This is a genomic window from Mitsuaria sp. BK037 (assembly GCF_014193045.1).
GTDB lineage: Bacteria > Pseudomonadota > Gammaproteobacteria > Burkholderiales > Burkholderiaceae_C > Roseateles.
The window spans coordinates 1668203-1692628 of record NZ_JACHYS010000001.1 but is presented as its reverse complement, the minus strand read 5'-3'; the positions used below and the strand labels follow the sequence as shown (position 1 = coordinate 1692628).

At 69.3% G+C, this 24426-nt stretch carries 23 protein-coding genes; 15 read left to right on the top strand and 8 right to left on the bottom strand.

The features are described 5' to 3' along the window. Window positions 1–135: 135 nt before the first annotated feature. The 11 genes from FHT37_RS06940 to FHT37_RS06890 all read left to right on the top strand — a co-directional run bounded on the left by FHT37_RS06940 (window position 136) and on the right by FHT37_RS06890 (window position 12569). Window positions 136–1065 carry a dihydrodipicolinate synthase family protein gene (locus tag FHT37_RS06940; protein WP_091724729.1) on the top strand — a complete coding sequence of 310 codons (930 nt, stop codon included), beginning with the start codon at window positions 136–138 and terminating at the stop codon, window positions 1063–1065. 102 nt (window positions 1066–1167) lie between these two features. Continuing rightward, window positions 1168–2616, top strand: coding sequence for an aldehyde dehydrogenase family protein (locus FHT37_RS06935; protein ID WP_183479730.1), 1449 nt, complete (start codon window positions 1168–1170; stop codon window positions 2614–2616). 2 nt (window positions 2617–2618) lie between these two features. Beyond that, a complete protein-coding gene (locus tag FHT37_RS06930; protein WP_183479729.1) occupies window positions 2619–3668 on the top strand; it encodes an arabinan endo-1,5-alpha-L-arabinosidase in 1050 nt (349 codons plus the stop codon). Window positions 3669–3739: 71 nt separating this feature from the next. Further along, a complete protein-coding gene (locus FHT37_RS06925; RefSeq protein WP_183479727.1) occupies window positions 3740–4831 on the top strand; it encodes an ABC transporter ATP-binding protein in 1092 nt (363 codons plus the stop codon). Next, entirely contained in the window at window positions 4828–5742 is a 915-nt protein-coding gene (locus tag FHT37_RS06920) for a carbohydrate ABC transporter permease (protein WP_183479724.1), read from the top strand. The genes FHT37_RS06925 and FHT37_RS06920 overlap by 4 nt, the downstream gene beginning before the upstream one ends. Beyond that, window positions 5739–6575, top strand: a complete 837-nt coding sequence (locus FHT37_RS06915) for a carbohydrate ABC transporter permease (RefSeq protein ID WP_091724724.1) — start codon at window positions 5739–5741, stop codon at window positions 6573–6575. The genes FHT37_RS06920 and FHT37_RS06915 overlap by 4 nt, the downstream gene beginning before the upstream one ends. 194 nt (window positions 6576–6769) lie before the next feature. After that, entirely contained in the window at window positions 6770–8083 is a 1314-nt protein-coding gene (locus tag FHT37_RS06910) for an extracellular solute-binding protein (RefSeq protein WP_175538278.1), read from the top strand. 1 nt (window position 8084) lies between these two features. Next, complete coding sequence (locus FHT37_RS06905; RefSeq protein WP_183479723.1) at window positions 8085–9704, top strand: alpha-N-arabinofuranosidase; 1620 nt, start codon at window positions 8085–8087, stop codon at window positions 9702–9704. Between the two features lie 51 nt (window positions 9705–9755). After that, a complete protein-coding gene (locus tag FHT37_RS06900; protein WP_183479721.1) occupies window positions 9756–10709 on the top strand; it encodes a family 43 glycosylhydrolase in 954 nt (317 codons plus the stop codon). Window positions 10710–10841: 132 nt separating this feature from the next. After that, window positions 10842–11603 carry a FadR/GntR family transcriptional regulator gene (locus FHT37_RS06895; protein ID WP_183479719.1) on the top strand — a complete coding sequence of 254 codons (762 nt, stop codon included), beginning with the start codon at window positions 10842–10844 and terminating at the stop codon, window positions 11601–11603. A 15-nt stretch (window positions 11604–11618) separates the two neighbouring features. After that, entirely contained in the window at window positions 11619–12569 is a 951-nt protein-coding gene (locus tag FHT37_RS06890; RefSeq protein ID WP_183479717.1) for a LysR family transcriptional regulator, read from the top strand. Between the two features lie 21 nt (window positions 12570–12590). Here the strand turns inward: FHT37_RS06890 and FHT37_RS06885 are convergent, their stop codons facing one another. The 5 genes from FHT37_RS06885 to FHT37_RS06865 form a co-directional block, all read right to left on the bottom strand. Further along, entirely contained in the window at window positions 12591–13580 is a 990-nt protein-coding gene (locus FHT37_RS06885) for a glycoside hydrolase family 43 protein (protein WP_183479715.1), read from the bottom strand. Window positions 13581–13617: 37 nt separating this feature from the next. Further along, entirely contained in the window at window positions 13618–14601 is a 984-nt protein-coding gene (yjfF, locus tag FHT37_RS06880) for a galactofuranose ABC transporter, permease protein YjfF (protein WP_183479713.1), read from the bottom strand. Further along, window positions 14598–15581: an ABC transporter permease gene (locus tag FHT37_RS06875; RefSeq protein WP_147241643.1), complete on the bottom strand. Its 984-nt coding sequence runs from the start codon at window positions 15579–15581 to the stop codon at window positions 14598–14600. The genes yjfF and FHT37_RS06875 overlap by 4 nt, the downstream gene beginning before the upstream one ends. Window positions 15582–15782: 201 nt before the next feature. Further along, window positions 15783–17303 (bottom strand): sugar ABC transporter ATP-binding protein, encoded by a 1521-nt coding sequence (locus tag FHT37_RS06870; RefSeq protein WP_183479711.1) that lies wholly within the window; start codon window positions 17301–17303, stop codon window positions 15783–15785. Further along, complete coding sequence (locus FHT37_RS06865) at window positions 17303–18277, bottom strand: ABC transporter substrate-binding protein (RefSeq protein ID WP_183479709.1); 975 nt, start codon at window positions 18275–18277, stop codon at window positions 17303–17305. The genes FHT37_RS06870 and FHT37_RS06865 overlap by 1 nt, the downstream gene beginning before the upstream one ends. Window positions 18278–18637: 360 nt before the next feature. Here FHT37_RS06865 and FHT37_RS06860 point away from each other — a divergent pair, with 360 nt between their 5' ends. After that, window positions 18638–19072, top strand: a complete 435-nt coding sequence (locus tag FHT37_RS06860; protein ID WP_183479707.1) for a DUF1801 domain-containing protein — start codon at window positions 18638–18640, stop codon at window positions 19070–19072. A 23-nt stretch (window positions 19073–19095) separates the two neighbouring features. Here FHT37_RS06860 and FHT37_RS06855 read toward each other — a convergent pair whose 3' ends face one another. Further along, window positions 19096–20049 (bottom strand): aromatic alcohol reductase, encoded by a 954-nt coding sequence (locus FHT37_RS06855; RefSeq protein ID WP_183479705.1) that lies wholly within the window; start codon window positions 20047–20049, stop codon window positions 19096–19098. A gap of 92 nt (window positions 20050–20141) precedes the next feature. Between FHT37_RS06855 and FHT37_RS06850 the strand changes: the two genes are divergently transcribed. Next, the gene (locus FHT37_RS06850; protein WP_147242564.1) at window positions 20142–20555 is read left to right on the top strand and encodes a helix-turn-helix domain-containing protein; all 414 of its coding nucleotides are present in this window, start codon (window positions 20142–20144) and stop codon (window positions 20553–20555) included. Window positions 20556–20569: 14 nt separating this feature from the next. Here FHT37_RS06850 and FHT37_RS06845 read toward each other — a convergent pair whose 3' ends face one another. After that, window positions 20570–21481, bottom strand: coding sequence for a pyridoxal-phosphate dependent enzyme (locus FHT37_RS06845; RefSeq protein ID WP_183479703.1), 912 nt, complete (start codon window positions 21479–21481; stop codon window positions 20570–20572). A gap of 60 nt (window positions 21482–21541) precedes the next feature. On the opposite strand from FHT37_RS06845, the gene FHT37_RS06840 reads away from it, so the two are divergent. Further along, window positions 21542–22183 carry an N-methyl-D-aspartate receptor NMDAR2C subunit gene (locus FHT37_RS06840; protein ID WP_183479701.1) on the top strand — a complete coding sequence of 214 codons (642 nt, stop codon included), beginning with the start codon at window positions 21542–21544 and terminating at the stop codon, window positions 22181–22183. Between the two features lie 29 nt (window positions 22184–22212). On the opposite strand, the gene FHT37_RS06835 is transcribed toward FHT37_RS06840, so the two are convergent. Continuing rightward, window positions 22213–22674 carry a carboxymuconolactone decarboxylase family protein gene (locus tag FHT37_RS06835; RefSeq protein ID WP_091724709.1) on the bottom strand — a complete coding sequence of 154 codons (462 nt, stop codon included), beginning with the start codon at window positions 22672–22674 and terminating at the stop codon, window positions 22213–22215. 244 nt (window positions 22675–22918) lie between these two features. Here FHT37_RS06835 and FHT37_RS06830 point away from each other — a divergent pair, with 244 nt between their 5' ends. Further along, window positions 22919–24370 (top strand): PLP-dependent aminotransferase family protein, encoded by a 1452-nt coding sequence (locus FHT37_RS06830; RefSeq protein ID WP_183479698.1) that lies wholly within the window; start codon window positions 22919–22921, stop codon window positions 24368–24370. The last annotated feature ends 56 nt before the right edge of the window (window positions 24371–24426 follow it).

The window sequence follows — 24426 nt, the reverse complement described above, 5'->3', positions numbered from 1 at the left end:
TCGTGGTGCTGATTCTATAAGTCTGACTATTTGAGAAGTGAAGAAGCCATGAATGAGGGTTTGCACCGATACGTGAATCAATAAAGTAATACTTTAATTCGATCCAACAAGAATCACCGATCCTCTGGAGACAAGATGAGCCTGAGCTTCCCCCGGCCCTACAAGGGCGTGTTCCCGGTCGTGCCCACGACCTTCAACGCCCAGGGCGGCCTCGACCTGGAAAGCCAGAAGCGCTGCATCGACTTCATGATCGATGCCGGCTCCACCGGCCTGTGCATCCTGGCGAATTTCTCCGAGCAGTTCGTGCTCGGCGACGACGAACGCGCGGTGCTGACGCGCACGATCCTGGAGCATGTCGCCGGTCGCGTGCCGGTCATCGTGACCACCACCCACTACAGCACGCAGATCTGCGCGGAGCGCAGCCGCCTGGCGCAGGACCTGGGCGCGGCGATGGTGATGGTGATGCCGCCGTACCACGGCGCGACGCTGCGGGTGGGCGAGGCCGGCATCTTCGAGTTCTACGCGCGCCTGTCCGATGCGATCGACATCCCCGTCATGATCCAGGACGCGCCGATGTCGGGCACGCCGCTGCCGGCGCCGTTCCTGGCCCGCATGGCCAAGGAGATCGAGCAGGTCCGCTACTTCAAGATCGAGACCGCAGGCGCCGCCAGCAAGCTGCGCGAGCTGATCGCGCTGGGCGGCGAGGCGATCGAGGGTCCCTGGGACGGCGAGGAGGCGATCACGCTGCTGGCCGACCTGGATGCCGGCGCCACCGGCGCGATGACCGGCGGTGCCTATCCGGACGGCATCCGTCGCATCGTCGATGCCTACGCCGCCGGTGACCGCGAGACCGCCGTGGCCGAATACGGCCGCTGGCTGCCGCTGATCAACTACGAGAACCGCCAGGGCGGCATCCTGACCGCCAAGGCGCTGATGAAGGAGGGCGGCGTGATCGCGTGCGACGCACCGCGCCATCCGTTCCCGACGATGAACCCGCAGGTGCGGGCCGGCCTGCTCGACGCGGCCCGGCGGCTCGATCCGCTGGTGCTGCGCTGGGGCCGCTGAGTCCCGCCTTCTTCTCCCTCACTTCCAGACCCGCCGAGACCCGGCCAGAGCCGCCCAGAGCCGCATAAGGCCGTGAGCGACGCCGGGTCAGCAAGGACCGTCATGAGCGCCATCCCCGAATTCAAGAACTACATCGCCGGCGAATGGGTCGCCGGCGTGGACCAGCGACCCAACATCAATCCGTCCGACACCAGCGACGTGATCGGGCTGTACGCGCAAGCCGACGCCGCGCAGACCGAGGCCGCCATCGCCGCGGCGCAGGCCGCGTTCCCCGCGTGGGCGGCGAGCACGCCGCAGCAGCGCTTCGACGTGCTGGACGCGGTCGGCAACGAGCTGCTGGCGCGCCGCGAGGAGATCGGCCGGCTGCTATCGCGCGAGGAAGGCAAGACCCTGCCCGAGGGCATGGGCGAGACGCACCGCGCCGCGATGATCTTCAAGTTCTTCGCCGCCGAGGCGCTGCGCTGCGGCGGCGAGACGGTGGCCTCGGTGCGTCCCGGCGTGTCGGTGGACGTGCTGCGCCAGCCCGTGGGCGTCGTCGGCCTGATCGCGCCGTGGAACTTCCCGATCGCGATCCCCGCCTGGAAGATCGCGCCGGCGCTGGCCTACGGCAACACGGTGGTCTTCAAGCCGGCGGAGCTGGTGCCGGGCTGCGGCTGGACGCTGGCGGACATCCTGTCGCGCACCGCGCTGCCCAAGGGCGTCTTCAACCTGGTGATGGGCGCGGGCTCGCAGGTCGGGCAGACGCTGGTCGACTCGCCGCGCGTCAAGGCCATCAGCTTCACCGGCTCGGTGGGCACCGGCCGCCGCATCATCGCCGCCTGCGCCGCGCGCCAGGCCAAGGTGCAGGCCGAGATGGGCGGCAAGAATCCGCTGGTCGTGCTCGACGACGCCGACCTGGACGTGGCCGTGAACTCGGCCGTGCAGAGCGCCTTCTTCTCGACCGGCCAGCGCTGCACCGCGTCGAGCCGCATCCTCGTCACCGAGGGCATCCACGACCGCTTCGTCGAGGCCGTCGTCGCCAAGCTGGGCACGCTGAAGATCGACCACGCGCTCAAGGCCGGCACCGACATCGGCCCGGTGGTCGACCAGCGCCAGCTCGAGCAGAACCTGCGCTACGTCGACATCGCGCAGCGGGAGGGCGGCACGCTCGCCTTCGGCGGCGATGTGGTCGAGCGCGAGACGAAGGGCTTCTACCAGCGCCCGGCGCTGATCACCGGCACGACCAACGCGATGACGATCAGTCGCGAGGAAGTCTTCGGCCCGGTGGCCAACGTCGTGCGGGTGCGCGACTACGACGAGGCGCTGGCGCTGGCCAACGACACCGAGTTCGGCCTGTCCGCCGGCATCTGCACCCGCTCGCTGAAGCATGCGAGCCACTTCAAGCTGCATGCGCAGGCCGGGATGGTGATGGTCAACCTGCCGACCGCCGGCGTCGATTACCACGTGCCTTTCGGCGGCACGAAGGGCTCGAGCTATGGGCCGCGCGAGCAGGGCACCCATGCCCGCGAGTTCTACACGACGGTCAAGACCGCCTACACCTTCGCCGGCTGACCATGCAAGGCGCGCAGCCCCGTCATCGTCCGCATCGACCTGCGCGTCGGGCCTCGCTCGCGCAGGCGGCCAGCGTTGCGCTGACGGTCTCGCTCGCAGCGGCGTTGACGGCGGGCTGCGCGGCCATCGCGCCGTCCGGCGTGTCGTCGGGCGGCGACCGGCAAGCGGCGGAGCTCGCCCCCGGCGCGCATGACCCGACGCTGATCGAGCGCGACGGCGTGCTGCACGTCTTCACGACTGGCAACGGCATCCAGCACCTGCGCTCGGAGGATGGCCGCCGCTGGTCGCGCCTGGCGCCGGCGCTCCAGCAGGCGCCGGCCTGGTGGGCCGAGGCCGTGCCCGCGCATCGCGGGCTGGACGTCTGGGCGCCCAAGGTCTTCGCGCTGCAGGGGCGCTACTGGCTGCTGTACTCGATCTCGACCTTCGGCAAGAACCGCTCGGCGATCGGGCTGACGAGCAGCGCGTCGCTGGACGGGCCGTGGCGCGACGAGGGCCTGGTCGTGAAGAGCGTCGAGGGCGACGACTTCAATGCGATCGATCCCGACCTGTTCATCGATGACCGCGCGGCGGGCGGCGATGGCCGGCTGTGGCTGAGCTACGGCTCCTTCTGGGGCGGACTCCGCCTGGTGGAGTTCGACCCCGCCACGATGCGGCCGACCGGGCCGACGCGCTTCATCGCGCGCGGCCGCGGCAAGGACGGCGTGGGCCGCGGCGACGCGATCGAGGCGCCGACGATCGTGCGGCATGGCGAGTGGATCTACCTGTTCGCCTCGCACGACTTCTGCTGCCGCGGCACGGCCAGCACCTACAACATCCGCGTCGGCCGCGCGCGGTCGGCGACGGGCCCTTTCCTCGACCGCGACGGCCGGGCGATGCTGGACGGCGGCGGCACGGTGGTGGAGCAGGGCGCCGGGCGCTGGATCGGTCCGGGCCACCAGGACGTGGCCGGCCGCTGGATCGTGCGTCACGCCTATGACGCCGAGGACGGCGGCAAACCCAAGCTGCGCATCGACGCGCTGCGCTGGACCGAGGACGGCTGGCCCCAGCTGTAGGCGAATTTCATGCGGCCGGAGAAGATCGACACGATCCCCGGCCTTCCCACCAGGATTCAGGAGACATTCCGTTGGCAGCCCTCAAGCTGGAGCAGATCGGCAAGCGCTATGGCGCGGTGCAGGTCATCCCCGACCTGTCGCTCGACGTGGCGCCGGGCGAGTTCATCGTGTTCCTCGGCCCGTCGGGCTGCGGCAAGACCAGCCTGCTGCGCATGATCGCCGGGCTGGAGGAAGTGACGGCCGGACGCATCCTGATCGGCGGGCAGGACGTCACCCATGCGGCGCCGGGCCTGCGGCAGCTGGCCATGGTGTTCCAGCACTACGCGCTGTATCCGCACATGACGGTGCGCGACAACCTGGCCTTCGGCCTGCGCAACATCAAGCTGACCGAGGCCGAGATCGACCGCCGCATCCAGGAGGCGGCGCGGATGCTGGAGCTCGACGCGCTGCTGGCGCGCAAGCCGGGGCAGCTGTCCGGCGGTCAGCGGCAGCGCGTGGCGATCGGCCGCGCGGTGGTGAAGGAGCCGGCGATCTTCCTGTTCGACGAGCCGCTGTCCAACCTGGATGCGGCGCTGCGCGGCCGCACGCGGCTGGAGCTGGCGCAGCTGCACCGGCGCCTGGGCGCGACCATGGTCTTCGTCACCCACGACCAGATCGAGGCGATGACGCTGGCCACCCGCATCGTGGTGATGAATGCCGGCCGCATCGAGCAGGTCGCGCCGCCGGCGGAGCTTTACCGCCGGCCGGCGACGCGCTTCGTGGCTGGGTTCATCGGCACGCCGGGGATGAACTTCATCCCGGTGCGGCGGCTGGCCGATCGGCAGGGACGGGCGGTGGTCGAGCTGCCGGGCGGCCAGGAGATCGGGACGCTGGTCGAGGCGGCGGTACCGGGCAGCGAGCTCACGCTCGGCATCCGTCCCGAGCACCTCGTCACCGCGGCGCGCGGTCCGCTGCCGGCGCAGGTGGAGATGGTCGAGTTCCTGGGTGAGCGGACCCTGGCGCATGTGCGGTTGGTCGACGGCACCCGCGCGATCGCCACGGTCGCGGGCGTGTCGCCGACGGCCGGGGAGACGGTGCAGCTGGACCTCGCGATGGATGAGGCGCATCTCTTCGACAAGCAGGGACTGGCGCACCACGCGTCGGCGCAGGGAGCGGCGGCATGAGTCCAGAGGTCCCTGCGCGGTCCTCCGTCGGATTGCGCGCCTCGCGCCCGGCGCATGCGCTGTTCGTGCTGCCCTTCGTCGCCGTTTACGCGCTGCTGCTGCTCTGGCCGCTGGCCAAGGGCTGGTTCATCAGCTTCCACGACCACGACCTGCTGTCCAACGACAGCTTCTTCATCGGCTGGCAGAACTACCGCGAACTGCTCGCCGACGACGTCTTCCACCAGGTCGTCTGGAACACGATCCGCTTCGTGCTGCTGAGCGTGCCGGTCTTCGTCGGCCTGTCGCTGATGCTGGCGCTGGCGCTGAACCGGCCGGGCAAGCTGGCCGCCTTCCTGCGCGCCGTCTTCTTCTGCGCCAGCGTCTTTTCCGTCACGCTGATCACGCTGGTCTGGCAACTCGCGCTGATGCCCGAGCGCGGCCTGATCGCGCAGGGCAGCGCCGCGCTCGGCCTGCCGCAGCTGCCCTGGCTCACCAGCGACCTGCTGGCCCTGCCCACGCTCGCGCTGGTGACGGTGTGGTGGATCATCGGCCTGCCGATGATGCTCTTCCTCTCGGCGCTGCAGCAGATCCCGTCCGACGTCTACGAGGCCGCCGCGCTGGACAACGCCAGCCGCTGGCGCACCTTGACGCATGTCACCTTGCCGGCGCTCAAGCGCACGGTCGCGCTGGTGGCCGTCATCGAGGTGATCCGCCAGTTCCAGGTCTTCCCGCAGATCATGCTCATGACCAACGGCGGCCCCAACAACACCACCCGGCCCATCGTGCAGTTCATTTACGAGCAGGCCTTCATGCAGCTCTCGCTGGGCTACGCCACCGCCGCGTCGCAGGTCCTGCTGGCGGTGATGCTGGTCGGCGTCAGCGTGCAGATGTGGCTGGAGCGGCGCGAAGCCGCGCAAGGAGCGCGTCGATGACCCCGATGTTGCGCAAGGGCTGGTTCGACCGCGCGGTGATGGCCGCGCTGGTTCTGCTGGCCGCGTTGTGGATGCTGCCGCTGCTGTGGGTGCTGGCGCTCTCGTTCAAGCCCAACGAGCTGCTGATGGTCCGCACCGACGTCTTCCTGGCGCCGCCCTACACCCTGGCCAACTACGCCGACATCCTGCAGACCTCGGCGGTGTTCCGCTGGCTGGGCAACAGCGCGCTGGTGGCGGCGCTGCAGACGCTGGGCGTGCTGGTGCTGTCCTCGCTGGCGGGTTACGGCTTCGCGCGCTGCGAGTTCCCGGGCCGGCGCTGGCTGTTCCCGCTGGTGCTCTTCGGCCTGGCCGTGCCCTCGCAGAGCGTCTTCATCCCGCTGCACCGGCTGTTCTCCGACTGGGGCCTGCAGAACACCTACGCCGGGCTGGCGCTGCCGGGACTGGCCGCGCCGTTCGGGGTCTTCCTGATGACGCAGTACTTCAAGGCCGTCCCGATCGACCTGGAGGAGGCGGCGATGCTGGACAACGCCTCGCGCTTCAAGACCTTCTTCAAGGTGGTGCTGCCGCTGACGCTGCCGGCGCAGGCGACGCTGGGCATCTTCACCTTCCTGGCGTGCTGGAACGATTACCTCTGGCCGTTGGTCATCGCGACCAAGCCGGAGATGTACACCTTGACGCGGGGCCTGGCCTCCACGCAGACCAACTTCGCCCAGTCGGAGGGATTGGGCTTCCTGATGGCGCAGGCGGTCTTCGCCGGCGCCCCGGTGCTGATGATTTATCTCTTCTTCCAGAAGCATCTGGTGACCGCCGTCGCCGGGACGGGCCGCTCATGACCGCGCAGCCCACCGCGCACGCCGCGCACGCCGCGCATGCTCAGGCCCGCCGTCAACGAGCGCTGCTGGGGCCGGAATGGGGCTTGGGGGTCCAGGAGGGATCCCCCATGCCCCGTGGAGAGCCCGCGCCAGGCGTTGCGAAGTCCTTCGCGCGAAGGGCGGCCGCCTTCGCCATGGCCACCATCGCGGCCTTGATGTCGACCACGTTCCTGACCAGCTGCGGCGACAACCACGCCGAGCCCGCGCCCAAGACCGAGATCACGCTGATGCGTTTCTTCGGCAGCTGCGACGCCAAGTTCGGCGCGGTGAACGACGCGAGCCAGGGCGTTGGCGAATGCGGCATCGTGACCGCGATGGTCAACGAGTTCAACGCCACCAACACCGACGGCATCCGCGTGAAGACGCAGACGGCCGAGTGGGCGCCGTACTATGACCAGCTGACTGCGCGTCTGGTGGCCAAGGACATCCCGACGGTGGCGGTGATGCACGAATCGGCGCTCGGTGACTACGTTCGCCGCCGCCTGATCGAGCCGCTGGATGCGTCGCTGCCGGCGCTGGGCATCGACGTGAACGACTTCACCGACCATGCCCGCCGCGGCGTGACGCTGAACGGCCAGATCTACGCGCTCCCCTTCGATACCTGGGCCTGGCTGTGGCACATCAACACCACGCTGATGGGCCAGGCCGGCCTGATGGGCGCGGATGGCAAGCCGCGCCTGCCGCATTCGCCGGACGAGTTGCTCGCGATGGCGCGCCAATTCAAGCAGCGGACCGGCAAGCCGCTGTTTGCCTGGGCGATCGTGAAGGAGACGGCGGCGACCAACCGCACCTTCCAGACGCTGATCGCGCAGCAGGACACGAAGCTGTTCAGCGACGATGGCCGCCGTATCGACATGCACCAGCCGCAGGTGGTCAATGCGCTGTCGCTGATGCAGCGGCTCTATGCCGAGGGGCATGTGAAGCCCAACCTCGACTACGGCGCGGCCAACCAGGCCTTCCTCAACGGCGAGGCCGGTGTCGTGGTGGTCGGCACCTGGACGATCGACCAGTTCCTGCGCGAGGCCCGCAAGCCCGAGTCGCCGCTCAAGGGCGGCTACACCGTCGTGCCGTTCCCGCAGCTGTACCAGCGGCCGGCGGTCTTCGCCGACGGTCACAGCTGGGCGCTCTTCAAGGGCGGCGCCGCCACGCCGGAGCAGCATGCGGCGGCGCTGAAGCTGCTGCAGTTCATCTGGCAGCGCAGCGCCGAATGGGCGCGCACCGGCCATCTGCCGGTGCGGCGCTCGGTGGCGCAGAGCGCGGCCTTCCGCGCGCTGCCGTTCCGCGAGAACCTGGCCGAGATCACCCGCACCGGCGCGTCCATGCCCAGCAGCGTGCCGACGCAGCGGGCGGTCGAGCTGCTGATCGGCGAGGACGTGAGCAACCTGCTGGTGTCCGGCAAGCCCATCGCCGAGGTGCAGGACGACGTCGAGAAGCAGGTCAACAAGGCCTTGAAGAAGGTGAGGCGCTGAGATGACGTTCCCGAATGCCGCTGCTGCCGGCGCCCACGCCGGTACCGCATCGCCCGGCGCCGCGGGCGAGGGCTTCCCGGCCGCGCTGACGGTGCACCGCGACTTCGCCATCGGCGCGCTCGATCGTCGCCTCTTCGGCGCCTTCGTCGAGCACCTGGGCCGCTGCGTCTACACCGGGATCTTCGAGCCCGGTCACCCGACCGCCGATGAACAGGGCTTCCGCGGCGACGTGAAGGCGCTGGTGAAGGAGTTGGGCGTCACGCTGGTCCGTTATCCGGGCGGCAACTTCATGTCGGGCTACGACTGGGAGGATGGCGTCGGGCCGCGGGACCAGCGGCCGCGCCGGCTGGACCTGGCGTGGTACTCGACCGAGACCAACCAGGTCGGCACCAACGAGTTCATGGCCTGGTGCGAGGAACTCGGCCTGAGCCCGATGTTCGGCGTCAACCTCGGCACGCGCGGCATGGACGATGCGCGCCGCTACCTCGAGTACTGCTGCCATCCCGGCGGGACGGAACTGTCGGACCGGCGCCGCGCGCACGGCGTCGAGCCGCCGCATCGGATCCCGCTCTGGTGCCTGGGCAACGAGATGGACGGCCCCTGGCAGATCGGCCGCAAGACGCCGGACGAGTATGGTCGCCTCGCGCAGGAGACCGCCAAGCTGATGCGCATGCTGCAGCCCGGCATCGAGCTGGCGGCCTGCGGCTCGTCGGCCTTCGACATGCCGACCTATGGCGAGTGGGAGGACCGCGTGCTGTCGCATTGCCATGACGAGGTCGACTTCGTCTCGCTGCACAGCTATTTCGTGAAGCCCTTCGCGCCGGACGGCGTGCTGCCGCCCGGTGCGGACACCAGCACCGAAAGCTTCTTCGCCCAGATCGAGACCAACGCGCGCTACATCGAGGCGACCGTCGCGATCGCCGATGCGGTCGCGGCGCGGCGGCGCTCGAAGAAGCGGCTGATGCTGAGCTTCGACGAGTGGAACGTCTGGTACCGCGCGCGGCACGGCCATCACCTGAAGCAGGGCGGCTGGCCCGAGGCGCCGCGCTTGCTCGAGGAGGTCTACACCGTCGAGGACGCGCTGCTGGTCGGCGGCATGCTGTGCATGCTGATGAACCATGCGGACCGGGTGAAGGTGGCCTGCCTGGCGCAACTGGTCAACGTGATCGCGCCCATCATGACCGAGCCCGGCGGCCCGGCCTGGCGGCAGACCATCTTCTGGCCCTTCGCGCTGGCCTCGCGCTTCGGGCGCGGCACTGTGCTGCGGCCGTCGATCGCGTCGCCGACCTATCCCCATGTCAAGGAAGGCGAGCTGCCCTACCTGGTGGCCAGCGTGGTCTGGAACGAGGACGACGGCACGCTCGCGGTCTTCGCGCTGAACCGTCACCTTGCCGCGCCGATGGACCTCGCGGTCGCACTGCAGGGCCTGGGCGGCGACGCCGGGCTGGCGCTCGGCGAGGCCTGGGAGCTCCATGACCTGGACCTCCACGCCACCAACACCGTCGACCTGCCGGACCGCTTCCAGCCGCGCGCGCTGGGCGGCATCTGCGTCGATGGCGACACGCTGCGCGCGACGCTCCGGCCCGCGTCCTGGAACGTGATCGTCCTTCGTCCCCGCTGATCACCGGCTGCCTGGCCTTCGTCGATCCTCCTTCTTCCTCCTGTCGCTCCCATGTCGCTGAACTGGTCCCATCCGCTGATTCCCCAACGCGCCGATCCCCACCTGTCGCTGCACGACGGGCGCTACTGGTTCACCGCCTCGGTGCCGGGCTTCGATGCGATCGAGCTGCGCAGCGCCGCGCGCATCGAGGACCTGCCCGAGGCAGCGCCGCGGATCGTCTGGACCCGCCATGCGCAGGGGCCGGCGAGCTGGCACATCTGGGCGCCCGAGCTCCATCGCGTCGACGGCCGCTGGCTGATCTACTTCGCCGGCGGCGAGCGCGACGACATCTGGAAGATCCGCATGCATGTGCTGGAGAACGCACATGCCGATCCCACGCAGGGCGAATGGATCGAACGCGGCCAGATCCACACGCCGCTGGACGACTTCGCGCTCGATGCGACGACCTTCCGCCATGGCGGCGAGCAGTACCTGTGCTGGGCGGAAGCGGATCGCGCGCGGCAGGGCAAGACCAATCTCTACCTGGCCACGCTGGCCAATGCCTGGACGCTCAAGAGCGCGCCGACCCTGATCAGCGAGGCGGTGCTGCCGTGGGAGCGGGTGGGCTTCGCCGTCAACGAGGGGCCGGCCGTGCTGCAGCGTTTCGGCCGCGTGCTGGTCGCCTACTCGGCAGCGGCGACCGATGCGAACTACTGCATGGGGCTGGTGTGGGCCGATGCCCAGGCGGATCTGCTCGATCCGTCGGTCTGGCACAAGTCGCCGACGCCGGTCTTCGCCAGCGCCAACGGCCAGTACGGTCCGGGCCACAACAGCTTCACGACCACGCTGGATGGCCGCACCGACCTGCTGGTCTACCACGCGCGCAGCTATCGCGACATCGTCGGCGACCCGTTGCACGATCCCAACCGCCATGCGCGCGTGCAACCCTTCGGCTGGCGCGCGGACGGGCTGCCGGACTTCGGCCAGCCGCAGCCCGACGGGCCGGTGCAGGCGGTGGACGCATGACGACGGGTCGACGCGCGAGGCGGCGGCCGGCGCTGCGCCAGGGCGGCTGCCTGCAACGCCTCGCGCCGCCCGCCAAGGGAGGATTTGTCGCGAGTCTCCCGGCCGGCCGCCCGTGATAGCCTGCCGCCCGATATGAAGACCCGCGCCGACCATTCGACCTACAGCCCGCGCTCCCGCCGCGCCGAGGGCAAGAGCCAGCACGGCCGCATCGTCAGCGAGCTGGGCCTGGCGATCGTCTCGGGCGAGCTCGGCCCCGGCGACCGCCTGCCGCCCGAGCAGCAGCTGCTGGACCGCTACGAAATCAGCCGGCCGGTGCTGCGCGAGGCCATCCGGGTGCTGGTGGCCAAGGGGCTGGTGGTGTCGCGCCAGCGCGCCGGCGCGATCGTGCGCCCGCGCAACGAGTGGCATCTGCTCGACCCGGACGTGCTGTACTGGCTGATCCAGTCCAAGCCGCAGACGGAGTTCCTGAACACGCTGATGGAGGTGAGGCGGGTGTTCGAGCCGGCCGCCGCCGCGCTGGCCGCCAAGGCCGCGACGCCGGACCAGCTCCATCGCATCGAGGAAGCCTTCGACGGCATGGCCGCGGCCACCGACACCGAGGAACTGCTCGAGCCCGACCTGGCCTTCCACCGCCACATCGCCGAGGCCACCAACAACGACCTGATGGCCTACATCGGCAACATGCTCTCGCTGGCGCTGCGCGAATCCATCCTGCTGAGCAGCCAGCTGCCCAACACCCATGAGCTCTCGCTGCCGCGCCACCAGGCCATCCTGACGGCGATCCGCAATCGCGACCCGCTGGGCGCGCGCCAGGCCACGCTGGTGCAGCTGCAGGAAACCGGCGACGACCTGAGCAACGTGCTCTCCGCCAAGGGCATCGTGGACCTGGCCTGACCGACCCCCGACGCGATGGACGACGCTCCCAATCCCAACTGGTTCCTCCGCGCGCGGCTGAAGACGCGGCAGCTGCTGCTGCTCATCGCGCTGGACGACCACCGCAACATCCACCGCGCCTCGGAGGCGCTGTGCATGACCCAGCCCGCCGCGTCCAAGCAGCTCAAGGACCTGGAGGACATGCTGGAGGTCAAGCTCTTCGAGCGCCTGCCGCGCGGCATGGTGCCGACGCTGTTCGGCGAGACCATGATCCGGCACGCGCGCATGGCGCTGACCAGCCTGGCGGCGGCGCATGACGACATCGTCGCGCTCAAGAAGGGCCTGACCGGGCAGGTCGAGGTCGGCGTGATCATGACGCCGGGCATGTCGCTGCTGCCGCGCGCGATCGCGCGGGTCAAGGCGCAGGCGCCGCTGCTGCGCATCGGCGTGCAGATGGAGACCAGCAAGGTGCTGCTGGACCAGCTCCAGCGCGGCGTGCTCGACTTCATGATCGGCCGCATCCTCGAGGAGGACAGCGTGTCGGGCCTGCAGTACGAGGAACTTAGCGGCGAGCCGGCCTGCGCCGTCGCCCGGATCGGGCATCCGCTGCTGCTGCGCGACGACCTGTCGCTGGCCGACCTGGCCACCCAGGCGTGGATCCTGCCGCCGCCCGGCAGCGTGCTGCGGCATCGCTGGGAGCAGATGTTCCGGCGCGCCGCGATCGAGCCGCCGGCCGATGCCGTCGACACGACGGCGCTGCTGGTGATCACGGCGCTGCTGCAGCAGACCGACGCGCTGCATGTGATGCCCATCGAGGTGGCGCGCTACTACGCCTCGCTGAAGGCGCTGGCGATCCTGCCGATCGAGCTGCCCTGCAGCATGGACGCGTTCGGCATCATCACGCGCGAGGGGCACCTGCTGTCGCCCGGGGCGCGGACGCTGCTGCAGGAGGTGCGCGGCGTCGCCAGGGAGCTCTACGCGCGCTGAGACGCTGACGGGCCGAGGGGCTCAGCCCCGGCAACCCGGCGAGGGATTCGCGGCGGGACCGGCGTCGGTCTGCGGGATGAAGCGGATCGTGCCGTCCGGGTTGTAGTGCAGTTCCTCGATGGCGACGGAGCGGCGGAACTCGCCGCCACCGGGCAGCTTGGCGTTGTGATACGCGATGTAGCTCTTGCCGTTGAATTCGAAGATCGCCTGATGGATCGTCGGCGTCCCTGCGTTCTTCGCCATGATCACGCCGCGCGGCGTCCACGGGCCGGTGGCCGACGGGCCGGTCATGTACGCCGTCTCCTCGGGGAAATGCTGCGAGTAGGACAGGTAGTAGGTCGCGCCGTGCTTGTGCAGGTAGGACGCCTCGGTGAAGTCCTTGACCGGCACGACGTCGATGGCGCCGGCCAACGCCGTCATCGACGGCGCCAGCTTCGCGACCTTCAGCACCGTGTTGCCGAAGTAGAGGTAGGCCTGGCCGTCGTCGTCGACGAACACAGCCGGGTCGATGTCGTCCCAGGCGATGTCGGTCTGGGTCGTCATGTCGTTGGTGACCAGGGCGGATCCGCGCGCGTCCTTGAACGGGCCGGTGGGGCTGTCCGAACTCGCGACGCCGATGGCGAAGCCGGGGACCGTCGCATGCTCGACGGTCGTGTAGAAGAAGTAGGTCGGCTTGCCGTCGACCACCCGCCGGGTGATGTCCGAGGCCCAGGCGCGGCCCTTGGCCCACTTGAAGTCCAGCGCCTTCATCGGCGAGCCGTGGTCGGTCCAGCGCACCAGGTCGCAGCTGGAATACACCCGCCACTCGTTCATCACGAAGTCCTTGCCATCGGGCTTGGCTTCGTCATGGCCGACGTAGAGATAGACGCGGCCCTTGTCGACCAGCACTGCGGGATCGGCGGTGTAGAGCTGGGGGAAGAGCGGGTTGGCGGCTCGCGCCGGCGCGGCGGTGATCGCGAGGGCGGTGACCAGCGCGGCGGCGAGGCAGGACCTGAACGCGGAGGGATTCATGCGGGAAGGAATTGAAGGGTTGAAGTCGGACGCCCGCTCAGGCCTGGCCCGCGGGCCGCGCCAGCAGGCGCTGCACGACGCAGAACACGAACAGCAGCGCGCCGATGACGATCTTGGTCCACCAGGAACTGAGCGTGCCGTCGAAGGCGATCAGCGTCTGGATCACTCCCAGCACCAGCACGCCCGACAGCGCACCGGCGACGTAGCCATAGCCGCCGCTGAGCATCGTGCCGCCGATGACCACCGCGGCGATCGCGTCCAGCTCCGCGCCCTGCGCATGCAGGCCGTAGCCGCTGAGCATGTAGAACGCGAAGAGCAGGCCGGCGAGGGCGGCGCACAGGCCGCTCAGGCCGTACACCATCAGCTTGGTGCGCCCGACCGGCAGGCCCATCATCAGCGCCGACTGCTCGTTGCCGCCCAGCGCGTAGACGGCGCGCCCGAAGGCGCTGCGGTGCGCCAGCCAGATCCCCGCCACCAGCACCGCCACCGCGATGGCGGCGCTGGGCGAGATGAAGCCGCCGGGCACCGCCCATTGCGTCTGGGACACCAGCACGAAGGTGGGATCCTCGATGGTGATCGAATCGACGCTGATCAGGTAGCACAGGCCGCGCGCGAGGAACATGCCGGCCAGCGTCACGATGAAGGGCTGCAGCCGGAACGCATGGATGAGCGCGCCCTGCAGCACGCCGAAGGCCGCGCCGCCGCCGAGCACGAGCGCGATGACGGCCCAGGCCGGCCAGTGGGCGTGATGCAGCAGCCAGGCGGCGACGGTCGTGGCCAGCGCCAGCACCGCGCCGACCGACAGGTCGATGCCGCCCGACAGGATCACCAGGCTCATGCCGACGGCCAGCACCAGCAGGTAGGCGTTGTCGATGATCAGGTTGAGCATCACCTGCGGCGCGGCGAAGCCGGTGTAGTGGGCGCCGCCGGCGGCGATCAGCGCGAGCAGCAGCACGACGGTGACCTGCGCGCTGAAGGCGGGTTGGCGGAGCCAGCGCTGGAAGAGGACGAGGGGAGTCATCGGGCGCCTCCGCGCGGGGCGAGCCGGCGCAGCATCGGCCGCAGCTCGCTCGATTGCAGGATGCAGAGCAGGAACACGACGATGGCCTTGACCACCATGTTCACCTCGGGCGGCACGCCCAGCGAGTAGATCGTCGTGGTCAAGGTCTGGATGATCAGCGCGCCGATGAGCGCGCCGGCCAGGTGGTAGCGGCCGCCGGCCAGCGAGGCGCCACCCAGCGTCACGGCCAGGATGGCGTCGAGCTCCAGCAGCAGGCCGGCGTTGTTGGCGTCGGCGCTCTTGATGTTGGACGCGATCATCAGGCCGGCCAGGCCCGCGCAGCCGGCGGCGAAGACATAGGTGCCGAAGATCAGCGTCGCGGTGCGCAGGCCCGCCAGGCGCGATGCGACCGGGTTGAGGCCCACCGCCTGGATGAAAAGGCCCAGCGCGGTCTTGCGCAGCAGCGCGATGGTGGCAAGCGAGAGGGCCGCCACGACCCACAGCGACACCGGCAGCCCCAGCAGGTAGCCGCCGCCCAGCACGAAGAAATCGTCGCGGTAGACGGTCAGGATCTGGCCGTCCGACAGCAGCTGCGCCAGGCCGCGGCCCGCCACCATCAGGATCAGGGTCGCGATGATCGGCTGCAGCTTCAGGCCGGCCACCAGCACGCCGTTCCAGACGCCGCAAAGCAGCGCCGCGCCCAGCGCACCGGCATAGGCCAGCACCAGGGGCTGGTCACCGTTGACCAGCATCGCCGCCACTGTGGCGGCGATCGCCACGACGGCGCCGATCGACACGTCAATCCCGCGCGTCGCGATCACCAGGCTCATGCCCAAGGCCGCCAGCATCAAGGGCGCAGCACGGTTCAGGATGTCGATCAACGGGCCGTAGAGGTGGCCGTCCTTGATCTCCAGGTGCCAGAAACCGGGCAGCAGGATCACGTCGATCAGCAACAGGATCGCCAGCGCGGCGATCGGGCGGAGCAGAGGGTGCTCGGCCATGAGGGCGAAAACGCGTCGACGCTTCGGCGTCGGGAGAGCGCTCAGGGGGAGGGCGTCTGTCACGGGAGTCTTTCGATTCATGCGCTCTGGCATTCACTGCCGCGGTCCGGGCGTTGGCCGCCAGTGCATGGGGCCTTGGCGGCAAGCGCCAAAACCCCACGCACTGCCGTCCCCAACCACCACCTTCCTTCAACGGTTTTGCTACCGAGGACCATCGGCGGCGATCACTTCGAGGACCGAGCGTTCGTCGAGCTGGCCCCGTTCGTAGGTGCCGATCGCGCGGCGGTCGCGCAGGACGACGACACGATCGCTGCAGCGCAGGACCTCGGGGAGCTCGGACGAAATGAACAGGACGGCCATGCGGCGGTCCTCGTCGTTGCCCTCGGCACACAGGCGACGGACCTCGTCCATGATCTCCTCCTTCGCGCGAACGTCGATGCCGCGCGTCGGCTCGTCCAGGATCAACAGGCGCGGCTGCGTCAGCAGCCAGCGAGCCAGCAGCGCTTTCTGCTGGTTGCCGCCGGAGAGCAGACCGATCGGCGTCTCGATGTCCGCCGTCTTGATGCCCAGGCGCTGGACGTAGTCGGCAGCAATCGCCTGCTGGCGCTTGAGCGGGATCGCTCGCCACCAGCCTTGCCGCGCCTGCAGCGCAAGCACGATGTTCTCTCGGACCGAGAGCGCCAGCACCGCGCCCTCGAGCTTGCGGTCCTCGGAGCAGAAGGCCAGGCCGCTCGCGATGGCCTGTCGAGGGGACGCGAAGCGTTGCCGCTGGCCGGCGATCTCGATGTCGCCGGCATCGGCGGTGTCCGCGCCGAAGAGCAGCCGCGCTGCCTCGGTGCGGCCCGATCCCAGCAGGCCGCACAGGCCCAGTACCTCGCCCTCGCGGATCTCCAGGTCCAGCGGCTGCAAGCCGCCGCGGCGGGCGAGGCCGTGGGTGATCAGGGCCGGCGTGGTGGTCTGGGCGCAGGACGCGGGTGGTGCCGTCGAGGCCGCGTGCGGGCCCACCATCTTCTGGACCAGTTCCAGGCGGCCGAGGTCGCGGGCGAGGTACTCGCCCTCGGTGCGGCCGTTGCGCATGACGGTGATGCGGTCGGAGACGGCGTAGACCTGGTCCAGGAAGTGGGTGACGAAGAGCAGGGCCATGCCCTGCTCGCGCAGCCGGCGCATGACGCGGAACAGGTGCTGGACCGCGGCCTCGTCGAGGCTGGAGGTGGGCTCGTCGAGGATGAGGACGCGCGCCGAGATGTTGAGCGCCCGTGCGATGGCCACCATCTGCTGGATGGACAGCGAGTAGCGCGCCAGCGGCGCGTCCACGTCGATGTCGAGCTCCAGTTCCGCCAGCAGCTGGCGCGAGCGCTCGCGCATGCGGCGCCAGTCGATCTGGCCCCAGCGCCGCGGATAGCGGCCGATGAAGAGGTTCTCCGCCACCGAGAGGTTAGGGACGAGGTTGACCTCCTGGTAGACGGTGCTGATGCCCAGCGCCTGCGCGTCGGCGGTGGAGCGCGGCGCGATGGGCGCGCCGCCGAGTTCGATGCGGCCGGCATCCGGCGCGTAGAGGCCGGTGAGGACCTTGATCAGCGTGGACTTGCCGGCGCCGTTCTGGCCCATCAGCGCGTGGATTTCGCCGGCGAAGAGCCGCAGCCCGACGCCGGACAGGGCCTGCACGCCGGGGAAGCCCTTGTCGATGCCGGCGAGCGAGAGCAGCGGAGCCGGGGCGTCCATCAGTACTTGCGGTTGGGGAGTTCCTTGGCCGCGACGTCGGCGGTGAAGACGCCTTCCTCGGTCGTGATGCGCTTGGCCACCGGCTTGCCGGCGACGACATCCTTGGCCAGCTGCATGAGCTGCGGGCCGAGCATGGGGTTGCACTCGACGGTGACGTTGAGCTTGCCGGCGGCCATGGCCTGGAAGGCGCCGCGCACGCCGTCGATGGAGACGATGGCGATGTCCTTGGCGGGCTTGAGGCCCGCTTCCTCGATGGCCTGGATGGCGCCGATGGCCATGTCGTCGTTGTGAGCGAAGAGGACGTGGATCTTCTTGTCCTTGGCCTTGAGGAAGGCCTCCATGACTTCCTTGCCCTTGGCGCGGGTGAAGTCGCCGGACTGCGAGCGCACGATCTTCAGGCGAGGCTCGGCCTGGATGATTTCCTCGAAGCCACGCTTGCGGTCGAGTGCCGGCGCGGAGCCGACGGTGCCCTGGAGCTCGACGATGTTGACCTCGCCGGTGGGGGCGTTCTTCTTGGCCCAGTCGACGAGCCAGCGGCCGGCCTTGCGGCCTTCCTCGACGAAGTCGGAGCCGATGAAGGTGACGTAGAGGGAGGGGTCGCTGACCTTGACGGCGCGGTCGGTGAGGATGACCGGGATCTTGGCGTTCTTGGCTTCACGCAGGACGGTGTCCCAGCCGGATTCGACGACGGGGGAGAAGGCGATGACGTCGACCTTCTGGGCGATGAAGGAGCGGATGGCCTTGACCTGGTTTTCCTGCTTCTGCTGGGCGTCGGCGAACTTGAGGGTGATGCCGGCCTGCTTGGCGGCGTCCTTGATGGAGTTGCTGTTGGCGGTGCGCCATTCGCTCTCGGCGCCGACCTGGGAGAAGCCCAGGACGAGCGGCTTGTCGGCGGCGAAGGCGCTGTAAGCGGTGCCGGCCAGCGACAGGCCGAGCGCGGCCATGGCCAGCAGATGACGACGCGTCGTCTTCATGGTCGTTGTCTCCTCGTTGATGTTGCTGTGGAGGTCACGCCGATGGCCGGCGCGCCTCGTGAGGTGACAGCGATCGTAGGGAGGCCAGGGATGTCGGACCAATCACATTTCTAGTGCCGGCGATGTCCTGATCGATATCACTCCGTGAGATCCCCGCCCAGATCCACTCCCTCTCCCCCGAGGGACGGAGAGTGGAGCGAGTGAAGAGAGCAATAGGGAGAGCAAGGGGGGCGATCCAGGATTCACTCCCTCTCCCCCGAGGGGGAGAGGGAAGGGGTGAGGGGGCTCGATGCAGTCAGCGGGCGTCGGCGTGAAGGCAGTGTTAAGGTCCGCCGATCTCCTCGACAGACGGACGCGCGCATGACGAAGCAGAAGACGGCGAGCCCGGCCGCCACGGGCGTGCTGCTCGCCGGCGGCAATCCCCAGATCCCGAAGGGCCACGGCGACGCGCCGGTGCAGGCCTACATCGCGGCCCTCACGGGCTGGAAGCAGACCGTGGTCCGGCGCCTGGACGCGCTGGTCACCGACGCGGTGCCCGAGGTCCGCAAGGCGGTGAAGTACAACTCCCCGCTCTACGGCACGGACGGCGAGACCTGGTTCCTCGGCATCCATGTGATGACGCGCTACGTCAAGGTGGCGTTCTTCAACGGCAGGTCGCTGGATCCGATGCCGCCGGTCGAGTCGAAGACCGCGCATGCGCGCTATCTTCACGTGAGCGAACAGGACCCGCTCGACGAAGCCGTCTTCATCGCCTGGGCGAAGGCCGCGAGCGAGTTGCCCGGCGAGAAGATGTAGGGGGATGCGCCCGGCAAGCCGAACTAGTCGCGACGACTCGAAGCGAGATTGGCATTGATCCAGGACGCCACGTCGGTAACAGGGATGGCGCGGTGCTGATTGAATGTGCCGCTCTTCTCCCATGCCACACCCCGTCCTTGGGCAAAAGCCGCGCGGTACTTTCGCATCATGTTGTTCGGGTCGCGCGCCAGCTCGTCCAACAGGTACTGCTCTGTCCACTCGTGGCGGCTGAAGGGGCGGCCCAGGCCCGATTGCAGCTTGTCGGCCACCTCCGCATAGGTGACGGTGTCGCCTGCGAGGTAAACGATCTCGTCGCGGATTCGAGGCTCGGAGAAGACGACCTCGGCCGTCAGTGCGCCGATGTCGTCCGGTGTCGTCAGCGTCACCGCGGTGTCGAGGCTGCCCAGGGCATGGACGGCATTCGCTTGGAGATCCACCACGCCGAACTCGGGCTCGAACAGGTAGCTCATGAACATGCCGGTCGAGATGATGACCCACTCCGTCTCTTGCTGGCCGCGCAGCAACTCGCGCACATCCAGCTGAGCATCGAAGATGTCCTGTGGACTGCCTCGGCCGATCACGTCGAAATCGACGCCGAACTGCCAGGGGAAATACCTTGGGATGCGGGCCTGCAGGGCGGCTCGCGCCAGCTTCATCGGCGTGTCGATTCCCGCGGCGTAGCCTGCGCAACCGATGACCGTGTCATAGCGCGCGAAGACCGTGGCGAGTTCATCGATGGAGCTCTTCACGAGGTCGCCCACGACGATCTCGATGCCCAGGTGTCGAATCTCCCCGATATCCCGCTGCTTGCCCGGATCGTTGGATTCAACAGCGCTCGCGCGCAGCAGCACGCTGATCCTGGCACCCTTCACGTCCTTCGCCCGGCGAGCGAGATGGCGCAGCACAGGCAGGCCGAGCTCTCCGGCACCGAGGACGAGGATGTTCTGAGACGTAGCGTTAGGATCGGATCGGTTCATCGTGTAGGCCACTGCAAGGAAGTGGCGCCAGTCTAGTCACGCAGGAGCGCGGACGTAAGAAGGCACACGCGTGATACCGAGGGCTGAACACTGTGAACAGAGACGAAATCCTTCAGTATTCGCAGACCGTGTGTGACGGTCTGCGAGATGACGACGACGGCGTGCGGCGCGAGGTGCTCGCGCATGCCGGAAGTCGTTGGTCACTCGGCGTGGTGCACACCCTCGGTGTGTATGGCAGGCTTCGCCACGCCGAGATCGGCAGGCGCATGCACGGGGTGACTCAGCGCATGTTGACGCTCACCCTGAGACAACTCGAACGCGACGGCTTGGTGCTTCGTCACGACTTTGAAGAGGTGCCTCCCAGAGTCGAGTACGAGCTCACCGACATGGGCATGGAGCTGCTGGTTCGCATGGTCCCGCTGTGGACTTGGATCGTCGGGAACGCGGACCGCTTCCGAGAAGCGAGGCAAGACTTCGACAGCCGGCACCGTAACACCGGCGCCTAGCCGGTTTCATCGCCTCACCCCGCCCACGCCTGCAGATCCTCATACGTCGCACAAGCCCCGCCGCACAGGATCACCAGCACGTTCCGGGCGCCCTGCAACACGGGCACCGAGCGCTTCAGCGCGGCGGCGACCGCCGCGCCGCACGCCGGTTCGACGATCAGTCGATGCTCCTTCGCCACCGTGAGGCAGGCTTGCACCGCCTCCGCGTCGCTGACCGTGGTCGCCGTGACCGGATGCCGTTTCGTCCACGCGAAGGCCTGCTCGCTGACGCGGCGTGCGCCCAGCGAGGTGGCGATGCTCGTGATGGCGTCCAGCGTGACGAGCTCTCCCGCGGCGATCGACGCGTTCAGCGACTCCGCGCCAATGGTCTCCACCGCCACCAGCGGCACGTCCTGCCATCCGACGGCGTGCATCCCCTGCAGCACGCCGCTCATCAGCCCGCCGCCGCCGACCGACAGCACGACCGCGTCGGGCTTGGGCATTTGCGCGGCGGCCTCCTCGATCATCGTGGCGTGCCCCTCCCACAGCAGCGGGTCGTCGAACGGATGGATGAAGGCATCCGTCGGCTGGCGCATCGCTATCAGGAAGTCATTGGCCTCCATCCAGCTCTTGCCGTGGACGATGACCTCCGCGCCCTGGCGCCGGATCAGCGTCTTCGGCCATTCGCGCGTGGTCTCGGGAACGACCACCACCACCGGCAGCCCGAGCCGCCTGCCCGCATGCGCGACCGCCATGCCCGCATTGCCGCCTGATGACGACAGCAATCGCTTCGCGCCGCGCGCCGCATGGACCTCGCAGGCATGGCCGACGCCGCGCAGCTTGAACGAGCCGCAAGGCTGCAGGGCTTCGAGCTTGAGCCAGACGCGTTGATCGGCGGTGCTGAAGGCGTCGGAGTCGACGGTCGGGGTGGTGATGTGAATGGCCATGGGGCCGCATCGTAGGGCAGTGACCGATCAAGCCCCAGGAGTCGCTACCATCGCGCCCACATGAACGCTCTCTTCGAACGCTCCTGGCGGCGCGCGTGGTCCGCCCTGGTCGGACCCGGCGCCGGAACCCGCGGCCCGGACGGCCCGGACGGCATCGCGCTGCGCGATGAGCTGCTCGCCTGCTATGCCGAACCGCAACGCCGCTATCACACGCAGCAGCACCTCGAGGAATGCCTGGCGCTGCTCGAGCAGGTGCGCGATCTGGCGGAGCACCCCGAGGAGGTCGAGATGGCGCTGTGGTTCCACGACGCCATCTATGACGTCAAGGGATCCGGCAACGAGGAACGAAGCGCCGAATGGGCGCACCGCGCATTGACCAGCGCCGGCGCGGCGGCCGCGGCGGCCGAGCGGGTGCGGCAGCTGGTGCTGGTCACGCGGCACGACGGCGTGCCGGGCAACGTCGACGAGCAGGTGCTCGTGGACATCGACCTGGCCATCCTCGGCGCCGAGCGCCCGCGCTTCGACGAGTACGAACGTCAGATCCGCAATGAATACGCGTTCGTGCCCGGCTTCCTGTTCCGCCGCAAGCGTCGACAGATCCTGCGCACATTCCTCGACCGGCCGGTGCTGTACAGCACGGCGATGCTGCGCGAGCGCCTCGAGGCACGCGCCCGCGAGAACCTGCGCCGGGCGATCGGCTGAACGCCCCGGCGCGGCGCCATGGCTGGCGCTCAGCGTGCCGCCATCGCGACCGCCTGCGGCGTGTTGCGGAAGCTGATCGCGAGGCGGTTGTAGGTGTTCATGAGGCCGATCGCGATCGTCAGGTCGACCAGTTCCTTCTCGCTGAACACCGCATGCGCCGCGGCGAAGTCGGCATCCGGGACGCCGGTGCTCGCCACGCGCGTCACCGATTCGGCCCAGGCGAGCGCCGCGCGCTCCCGGGCATCGAACAGCGCGCCGCCTTCCTCCCAGGCCTGCACCAGGGCGAGCTTCTCGATCGGCACGCCCTTCTTCAACAGGTCGCGGGTGTGCATGTCCAGGCAGTAGGCGCAGTTGTTGATCTGCGAGATCCGCAGGAAGACCAGTTCCACCAGCGCGGCGGGCAGGCCGCTCTGCGTTACATAGCCGTAGACGCCGCCGAGCGCCTTGACGCCGGCGGGCGAGACCTGGGTGTAATCGAGACGTTGGGTCATGAGGGACTCCTGAAGGGGTAGGGCGGCATCGCCCGAGGCGGGGACGGTGACGCTGCCAACGGACCGCGTCATCGATGAGCGCCATTCTTCGCCGCCAGTGGTGCAATGCGAAGGCCCAAGATTCGCAAGAATCGCTGTACTACGAGCCAATACCTTTTCGTCTCGCCGTCTCGCGGTTTCGCGGTTTCGCGGTTTCGCCACTGCCGTCCCGTTCCGTGCCATCCCCTTGCCCCGCAGGCCTCCGATGACCTCCACGCCGCACCCGCCACTGCCGCTCACGCTCGACAAGTCCGCGGCCACGCCGCTCACCGACCAGATCCATCGCGGCATCTCGGCGGCGATCGAGCAGTCGGTGCTGACCCCTGGCATGCGGCTGCCGTCGTGGATCGACCTCGCGGCCCAGTTGGGCGTGTCGCGTGGCACGGTGCGCGTCGCCTACGAGAAGCTCGCGGCGGACCAGCTGATCGAGGCCTCGCGCGCCGCCGGCACCCGTGTCGCCGAGCGGCCGTCGCGGGCGCGTGGCAGCGACGAAGCGCTGGACCCGGGCGCCTTCGTGTCGATGTATCGCGAGCTGACCGGCGGTCCCGGGCTGTTCCAGCCGGGCATTCCCTCGCGCGACAGCCTGCCGGCCAAGCTGATGGCCCGGCTCCGGACGCGCGCGCTGGCGGCGGAGATCAGCGGCGCGGCGCTCTATCCCGACCCTCGCGGCGAACTGGCGCTGCGGCGCGAGATCGCCGGCTACCTCGCGGTGGCGCGCGGGCTGGTGTGTTCCCCCGATCAGGTGCTGGTCACCGGCGGCTACGCGGCGGGACTGGGCCTCGCCCTGCGTGCGCTCGGTCTCGAGGGGCGTCGCGCCTGGATGGAGGAGCCCGGCTTCTTCTTCACGCGCCACGCGCTCGAGCTCGGGCGGCTGACACCCGTTCCGGTACTCGTGGACGAGGAAGGCCTGGATGTCGAGGCCGGTTGGCGCGACGCGCCCGATGCGGCGCTCGCGGTGGTCACGCCCGGGCAGCAGGCGCCGCTGGGCGTGACGATGTCGCTGCGACGCCGGCTGCGGTTGCTGGACTGGGCCGCCAGCACCGGCGGCTGGATCGTCGAGGACGACTACCTGAGCGAGCTGCAGCTGCAGGGCCGCGCCGCCCCGGCGCTGGCATCGCAGGATCGCCACGGCCGCGTCCTCCACATCGGCTCCTTCAGCAAGACGATCGATCCGCGGCTGCGATTGGGTTTTGTCGTCGCGCCGGCGTCGCTGGCGGCGCGCCTGGGTGAGGTGGCCGCCTGCCTGGCGCCGCCCCCCGGACCGGCGGCGCAGCTGGCGGTCGCCGCGTTCATGCGCGACGGGCACTACCTGCGCCATCTGCGCAGGACCAAGCGGCTGTACCTGGCGCAGCGCGAGGGGCTGCTGCGGGCGCTGCGCGATCGCGGCCTGGGCGGCAGCCACCCGGCCGCGCTCGCGGTTCTGGTGCGCACGCCCGACGGTGTGTCCGACCTGGCGGTCGCTCGCGCGCTGTTCGCCTTCGGCATCGCGCCGGCGCCGCTGTCGGTCTGGTTCGCCCGGCCGGCGCAAGCCCGGTCGGGATTGATGCTCAGCGTGGCCACGGCCCCGGCGACGCAGGTCGAGCGCGCCTGCGACCGCGTGGTCGAGACACTGGCGCGATTCGCCCCGGCCGGGACGGCGCGGCGGCCGGCCACCTGAGGCGCACATCGCGCTGACCGGCGACCGGTCGACCCGCAAGGCACGAGCCTTGCCGC

Coding starts and splice junctions, on each gene's coding strand:
- FHT37_RS06940 (WP_091724729.1), top strand. CDS start 136: ATGAGCCTGAGCTTCCCCCGGCCCTACAAGGGCGTGTTCCCGGTCGTG.
- FHT37_RS06935 (WP_183479730.1), top strand. CDS start 1,168: ATGAGCGCCATCCCCGAATTCAAGAACTACATCGCCGGCGAATGGGTC.
- FHT37_RS06930 (WP_183479729.1), top strand. CDS start 2,619: ATGCAAGGCGCGCAGCCCCGTCATCGTCCGCATCGACCTGCGCGTCGG.
- FHT37_RS06920 (WP_183479724.1), top strand. CDS start 4,828: ATGAGTCCAGAGGTCCCTGCGCGGTCCTCCGTCGGATTGCGCGCCTCG.
- FHT37_RS06915 (WP_091724724.1), top strand. CDS start 5,739: ATGACCCCGATGTTGCGCAAGGGCTGGTTCGACCGCGCGGTGATGGCC.
- FHT37_RS06910 (WP_175538278.1), top strand. CDS start 6,770: ATGTCGACCACGTTCCTGACCAGCTGCGGCGACAACCACGCCGAGCCC.
- FHT37_RS06905 (WP_183479723.1), top strand. CDS start 8,085: ATGACGTTCCCGAATGCCGCTGCTGCCGGCGCCCACGCCGGTACCGCA.
- FHT37_RS06900 (WP_183479721.1), top strand. CDS start 9,756: ATGTCGCTGAACTGGTCCCATCCGCTGATTCCCCAACGCGCCGATCCC.
- FHT37_RS06895 (WP_183479719.1), top strand. CDS start 10,842: ATGAAGACCCGCGCCGACCATTCGACCTACAGCCCGCGCTCCCGCCGC.
- FHT37_RS06890 (WP_183479717.1), top strand. CDS start 11,619: ATGGACGACGCTCCCAATCCCAACTGGTTCCTCCGCGCGCGGCTGAAG.
- FHT37_RS06885 (WP_183479715.1), bottom strand. CDS start 13,580: ATGAATCCCTCCGCGTTCAGGTCCTGCCTCGCCGCCGCGCTGGTCACC.
- yjfF (WP_183479713.1), bottom strand. CDS start 14,601: ATGACTCCCCTCGTCCTCTTCCAGCGCTGGCTCCGCCAACCCGCCTTC.
- FHT37_RS06875 (WP_147241643.1), bottom strand. CDS start 15,581: ATGGCCGAGCACCCTCTGCTCCGCCCGATCGCCGCGCTGGCGATCCTG.
- FHT37_RS06870 (WP_183479711.1), bottom strand. CDS start 17,303: ATGGACGCCCCGGCTCCGCTGCTCTCGCTCGCCGGCATCGACAAGGGC.
- FHT37_RS06865 (WP_183479709.1), bottom strand. CDS start 18,277: ATGAAGACGACGCGTCGTCATCTGCTGGCCATGGCCGCGCTCGGCCTG.
- FHT37_RS06860 (WP_183479707.1), top strand. CDS start 18,638: ATGACGAAGCAGAAGACGGCGAGCCCGGCCGCCACGGGCGTGCTGCTC.
- FHT37_RS06855 (WP_183479705.1), bottom strand. CDS start 20,049: ATGAACCGATCCGATCCTAACGCTACGTCTCAGAACATCCTCGTCCTC.
- FHT37_RS06845 (WP_183479703.1), bottom strand. CDS start 21,481: ATGGCCATTCACATCACCACCCCGACCGTCGACTCCGACGCCTTCAGC.
- FHT37_RS06840 (WP_183479701.1), top strand. CDS start 21,542: ATGAACGCTCTCTTCGAACGCTCCTGGCGGCGCGCGTGGTCCGCCCTG.
- FHT37_RS06835 (WP_091724709.1), bottom strand. CDS start 22,674: ATGACCCAACGTCTCGATTACACCCAGGTCTCGCCCGCCGGCGTCAAG.
- FHT37_RS06830 (WP_183479698.1), top strand. CDS start 22,919: ATGACCTCCACGCCGCACCCGCCACTGCCGCTCACGCTCGACAAGTCC.